General features: G+C 74.0%; 6 protein-coding genes. 4 read left to right on the top strand and 2 right to left on the bottom strand.

Going from position 1 to position 4,629, the window contains the following annotated elements:
* The 4 genes from AB0K09_RS29955 to panD all read left to right on the top strand — a co-directional run.
* The coding region (locus AB0K09_RS29955) for a catalase (protein ID WP_366068548.1) at positions 1-490 on the top strand (490 nt) is incomplete at its 5' end.
* Between the two features lie 28 nt (positions 491-518).
* On the top strand, positions 519-1,295 hold the full coding sequence (locus AB0K09_RS29950) for an MBL fold metallo-hydrolase (RefSeq protein ID WP_366068547.1): 777 nt from the start codon (positions 519-521) through the stop codon (positions 1,293-1,295).
* A 107-nt stretch (positions 1,296-1,402) separates the two neighbouring features.
* A complete protein-coding gene (locus tag AB0K09_RS29945; protein ID WP_366068546.1) occupies positions 1,403-2,704 on the top strand; it encodes an MFS transporter in 1,302 nt (433 codons plus the stop codon).
* A gap of 144 nt (positions 2,705-2,848) precedes the next feature.
* Positions 2,849-3,274 (top strand): aspartate 1-decarboxylase, encoded by a 426-nt coding sequence (panD, locus tag AB0K09_RS29940; RefSeq protein WP_366068545.1) that lies wholly within the window; start codon positions 2,849-2,851, stop codon positions 3,272-3,274.
* A gap of 31 nt (positions 3,275-3,305) precedes the next feature.
* Here the strand turns inward: panD and AB0K09_RS29935 are convergent, their stop codons facing one another.
* On the bottom strand, positions 3,306-4,055 hold the full coding sequence (locus AB0K09_RS29935) for an alpha/beta hydrolase (protein ID WP_366068544.1): 750 nt from the start codon (positions 4,053-4,055) through the stop codon (positions 3,306-3,308).
* 55 nt (positions 4,056-4,110) lie between these two features.
* Positions 4,111-4,629 (bottom strand): MAB_1171c family putative transporter (locus AB0K09_RS29930; RefSeq protein ID WP_366068543.1); only part of this gene is annotated, 519 nt, incomplete at its 5' end.

Genomic DNA, 4,629 nt, shown 5'->3' with positions numbered 1-4,629 from the left:
GGCGCCCTCGCCGGACAAGATGCTCCAGGGCCGGCTCTTCAGCTACCCCGACACCCACCGCCACCGGATCGGCGTCAACTACCTCCAGCTGCCGGTCAACCGGCCCAAGAACGCGGTGCACTCCTACAACCGCGACGGCGCCATGCGGTACGACAACCCCGGCGACCCCGTCTACGCGCCCAACATCCTCGGCGGCCCGGTGGCCGACCCGAACCTGCTGGCCGGCGAGAGCTACGAGGTCACCGGCGAGATCGTGCGCAGCGCCCACCGGCTCCACGCCGAGGACGACGACTTCGTCCAGCCGCGCGCCCTGTGGGAGCGGGTCCTCACCGACACCGACCGCGAGCACCTGGTGACCAACATCGTCGCGCACGCCTCGGCCCCCGAGGTCCTGCCGGAGACGAAGAAGCGCATCGTCGACTACTGGAGCAACGTCCACAAGGATCTCGGCAGCCGCGTCGCCCAGGGCCTGGGCGTCGATGGACAGTGACCGGGACCGCCGTCATGAGGAGCACACCATGAGTTCGGCAACGGCCGTCAGCGTACGGCGTCTCGCGTGGGCCGGGGTCGAGCTGACCGCCGGAAACGACCGGGTGGTCATCGACGCGCTCAAGAACACCGCGGACCTCGCCGCGTTCCAGGGCATGCCCCGGCGCCCCATGCCCGACATCGGGGCCCCCGAGGGAGTGCGGACGCACGCCTTCATCACCCATCTCCACCCCGACCACTGCGACCGGCTGCTGCTCGCCGAGATCGCCGGCAGCGAGGGCTCCACGGTCGGCTGCCACACCCCGATCGTGGACGTCCTGGCCGGCATGGGGGTGACCGCGATCCCGCAGAAGATGGGCGAGCCGCGGGAGATCGGCCCGTTCACCGTCATCCCCGTCGCGTCCCACGACTGGCGTGGCGACGATCAGGTGGCATGGATCGTCGAAACCTCCGACCTGCGCGTCATCCACTTCGGCGACACCATCTGGCACGGCAAGTGGTGGGAGATCGCCCGCGAGTACGGCCCGTTCGACATCGCCTTCCTGCCCATCGCCGGGGTGCTGACGCGACGCGACGGGTTCACCCCCACCAACCAGCCCGCCACGCTCACCCCCGAACAGGCCGTCGAAGCCGCGGTCGTGCTCAAGGCGTCCACGGCCTGCGCGATCCACTACGACCTGTTCAACAACCCGCCGTACTACACCGAGCAGCACGACGTACGCGGTCGTTTCCTGCGCGCGGCCCAGGCCCGGGGCATCCATGCCGTCGCCCCCGGCGACGGGGAGCCCGTGCCGTACGCCGTCTGACCACCCACTCTCGGATGCCCACCGGGCCGCTCGCCCGGCCGGCGAGCCCTGTGCCCCCCCATGCCGCGGGAGGCGACGGCCCGGTGGGCGCCCCGGAAGGATCGCTCGTGACCCCGACCCCCGAATCGGAAGCCCCCGTGTCCCCCCGCCCCGAGGCGGCCGGCGCGTCCGCGAAGGCCGCGCCCACGCCGGCCGAACACGACACCGAACACGACACCCGGCCCGCACCCGGCTCGCCGCGCGGCCGGCGCGTGTGGTGGTACGCCCTCGTGGTGCTGCTGGTCGGGATCAACATGCGGCCCGCGATCGTCGCGGTCTCCCCGCTGCTGGACGAGATCCGGCAGGAGACCGGCATGTCCAACGGCGCCGCCGGCGCCCTGTCGACGCTCCCGCTGATCTGCTTCGGGATCTTCGCCCCGCTCGCGCCCCGGCTGGCCCGCCGCTGGGGCATGGAGCGCACCCTGGTCGCCGTGCTGCTGGTGCTGCTGTGCGGCATCGCCGTACGCCTGGTCCCGTCGCTGTTCCCGCTGTTCGCCGGATCCTTCCTGGTCGGCGCCGCGGTGGCCGTCGCCAATGTGGTCGTCACCGTCCTCATCAAGCGCGATTTCCCGCGACACGTCGGGCTGATGTCCGGCCTGCACACCACCATGCTGGTCGGCGGCGGCGCGGCCGCCGCCGCCGCGACCGTCCCGCTGCGCGACGCCCTGTCGCTGTCGTGGTCCGGCGGCCTCGCCGTCTGGGGCGTCCTGGCGCTGGCGGCGGTCCTGGTGTGGCTGCCACGGCTGCGTCGCGGACGGCAGTTCCCCCAGCCGCGGGCGCAGGAGGGCGGTTCGCTGTGGCGCAGCGGACTGGCCTGGGCCGTCGCCCTGTTCTACGGCTTCCAGTCCCTGCTGTACTACACCGCGACCACCTGGCTGCCCTCCTTCTACATCTCCCACGGCTACTCCGAGGGCAGCGCCGGAGTGCTGCTGGCCGTGTGCATGGGCGCCGCGGTGATCACCTCCCTGCTGGTGCCCGTATGGGCCCAGCGGTCCCGGCGGCAGAGCCATCTGGCGGTGGGCGGCACCCTGCTGTGCGTCGGAGCCTTCCTCGGGCTGGTCGCCGCGCCGACCGGGGCCTCGGTGCTGTGGGCCGCGCTGCTCGGCCTCGGCCTGGGGGCCGTGCTGTCCCTGGGCATCACCTATATGTCCCTGTGTGCCCGCACCACGCACGAGGCGGGACTGCTGTCGGCGATGTCCCAGTGCGTGGGCTACCTGCTCGCCGCCGTCGGCCCCACCACCTTCGGCGCCGCCCGTGACCTGACCGGCAGCTGGACCCCGGGCCTGATCGCGCTGGTGGTCCTGGCGGTACCGATGGGGCTCACCGGGGCCCTCGCCGGCCGCGGCGGACAGGTCGCGCGCCGGCCCTGACCGGCCCCGCCCCGCCGCGCCGACCGCCCCCCTGCCGCCGTGCGCGGTTGGCGGTCGACGCGGTGGGGCCCGTCGTCGTACAGTGGGGAAACGCCCTTGACCTGCAAAAACGCAGGCAGGGAGCCTACCTCCGGGAGTACCTCGATGTACCGCACCATGATGAAGTCCAAGATCCACCGGGCCACCGTCACGCAGGCCGACCTGCACTACGTGGGCTCGCTGACCGTCGACGCCGACCTCATGGAAGCCGCCGATCTGCTGCCCGGCGAGAAGGTCGACATCGTCGACGTCAACAACGGCGCCCGGCTGTCGACCTATGTCATCGAGGGCCCGCGCGGCTCCGGCGTGATCGGCATCAACGGTGCCGCCGCCCGCCTGATCAGCCCCGGTGATCTGGTCATCGTCATCGCGTACGCGTCCATGGACGACGCCGAGGCCAAGGCGTTCGAGCCCCGGGTGGTCTTCGTCGACGAGCGGAACAAGGCCGTGGACCTCGGTAGCGACCCGGCCGCCGTCCCCGCCGGGTCGGGACTCTTCCGCGGCGACCTCGTCGAGGGCGCCGAGGGCTGAGTCCCGGCCCGGCGGGGACGGTGTCCCCCGCTCAGACGGGGGACACCCCGGCCGCCCCGGCGATCGTCCGGGCCGTGACCGCGCCCACCGACAGGACCGCCGCGTCCTCGCTGGGGCGGCAGCGGCCGGACTCAGGGTCGAACGCGGCCATGATCGTCCCGGTGTGGTCGGCCGGCACCTCCTCCAGGCTCACGGACCAGCCCAGCCCGGTGAGCACCCCGATGAGCTCCCGCGAGGACGTGGCGTCCATGAGGTCGTCGGCCGTGCCGTGCACCAGCCGCACCGGCACCGGCCGGAACGCCTTGGCGCCGTCGGTCGTCAGCTCGTCCAGCGGGGGGACACCGGTCGTGCGCGCCGGGCGGTCGTAGCGGGAGGAGATCCCCACGACTGCCGCCGGCCGCAGCCCACCGGCGACCTCGGGGTGGAGCGCGACGCCCAGCGCGGCCGGTGCGCCGGCCGACCAACCGGCCAGCACGATCCGCTCGCCGTCACCGCCGTGCTCCGCCGCCGCGGCCCGGGCGAAGGCCAGGGAGTCCAGCAGATGGGCGCGGCCGCCGTCCGGGGCGTCCGAGCGCCAGTCCGGCACCATCACCAGCAGACCCAGCCCGGCGACCGCCCGCGCCAGCGGCTCCAGCACGTCCCGCTCGTCCGGCCCGATGCCGTGCCACAGGACCACCGTCGGCAGCGGAGCCGCCGCCCGCGGCGCGGGGCGGTAGATGTCGACGGCCTTGCCCGCCGGGGTGGTGGCGAGCTGGTACTGCACATCAAGACGTACTGGCACGACGGCCCTTCCGTTGGGGATGTCTCCCCGGGACGCTATCAACCCAAAGGGCGCGCTACGGAACCGATTTCACCCGGGCCGGCTCCTTCTCGCCACCCGCCGCGGCCACCGACGGCGGCAGAGCGGCGAACGCGGTGGCGACCCGGACCAGCCACGCGGTCTCGTCGGACAGCCCGGTGTGCTCGGAGGGTCCGCCCGGCGCCGGCGGGCCGGCCGGCGTGTGGCCCGCCGCGGCCGCGCCGTGCCGCGCCCGGTGCGCGAGGGCGGCCCGGATCCGCACCGCCTCCAGATGGGCCCGCAGGGCGTCCCCGGACAGGCCCGCCGCGACGCCCGCGCGGCGGGCCTCCTCCTCGGCCGCCGGGTCGTAATGGCCGCGCAGCGCCAGCTGGCCGTCCCGGATCTCGATGACCCGCCGGTAGAGCCGGAACTCCAGCCGGCGCACCGTCAGCCGGTCGGCGAACGGGCTGTGGGCGGGGGTCAGGGCGATCGTCGGGATGGCCTCGTGCAGCGCCGCCCACAGCGGGTACAGCCGCCGGTGGCGGCGGTAGGCGGCCAGCCGGCGCCCCGCGGCGGC

The organism is Streptomyces sp. NPDC049577 (assembly GCF_040675635.1).
Lineage (GTDB): Bacteria > Actinomycetota > Actinomycetes > Streptomycetales > Streptomycetaceae > Streptomyces.
The sequence above is the reverse complement of the archived record's forward strand: the minus strand, read 5'-3'. Positions and strand labels throughout refer to the sequence as shown.

What these genes read in the sequence shown, in the direction of transcription:
- panD (WP_366068545.1), top strand. Translation starts at nt 2,849, where the DNA reads ATGTACCGCACCATGATGAAGTCCAAGATCCACCGGGCCACCGTCACG.
- AB0K09_RS29950 (WP_366068547.1), top strand. Translation starts at nt 519, where the DNA reads ATGAGTTCGGCAACGGCCGTCAGCGTACGGCGTCTCGCGTGGGCCGGG.